Origin of the sequence: Streptomyces amakusaensis, assembly GCF_039532665.1 — a bacterium.
GTDB classification, from domain to species: Bacteria; Actinomycetota; Actinomycetes; order Streptomycetales; family Streptomycetaceae; genus Streptomyces; species Streptomyces amakusaensis.
On record NZ_BAAASB010000095.1, the window covers coordinates 1 to 586 of the forward strand.

A 586-nucleotide genomic window follows, 5' to 3' on the forward strand; every position below is an offset into this window, starting at 1 on the left:
AGGTGGAGTGGGCGGCTTGTGATGTCGCTGATCGTGAGGCTCTGGCCGGTGTGCTCGCCGGGCGTTCGCTGTCGGCCGTGGTGCATACGGCGGGTGTGCTGGACGACGGTGTGGTCGGGTCGCTGACTTCCGCACGGTTGTCGGGTGTGTTGCGTCCGAAGGTGGACGCGGCGTGGAATCTGCACGAGCTGACCCGCGACCTGGACTTGTCGGCGTTTGTTCTGTTCTCGTCCGCCGCTGGTGTGTTCGGTGGTGCGGGTCAGGCGAACTACGCGGCGGCGAATGTGTTCCTGGATGCTCTGGCTCAGCACCGCAGGGCTCAGGGTCTGGTGGCGACGTCGCTGGCCTGGGGTCTGTGGGCCGAATCGTCGGCGATGACCGGCGAGCTGGCGGAGGCCGACCGAGAGAGAATGAGCCGGGGTGGCGTTGCGGCGCTGTCGGCGGAGGAGGGTGTGGCGCTGTTCGACGCCGCGTCCGCCACCGACCAGGCGCTGTTCGTACCCGTGAAGCTCGACCTCGCCGCACTGCGTGCCGGCGGGCTGGTTCCGCCGCTGCTGAGCGGACTCGTCCGGGCCCCCGCCCGCCG

General features: G+C 69.6%; 1 protein-coding gene. It reads left to right on the forward strand.

Annotation, left to right across the window (positions count from 1 at the left end):
* Positions 1-586, forward strand: a 586-nt coding sequence (locus ABD371_RS35780; RefSeq protein ID WP_344486981.1) for a beta-ketoacyl reductase, incomplete at both ends; no start/stop codon positions are given.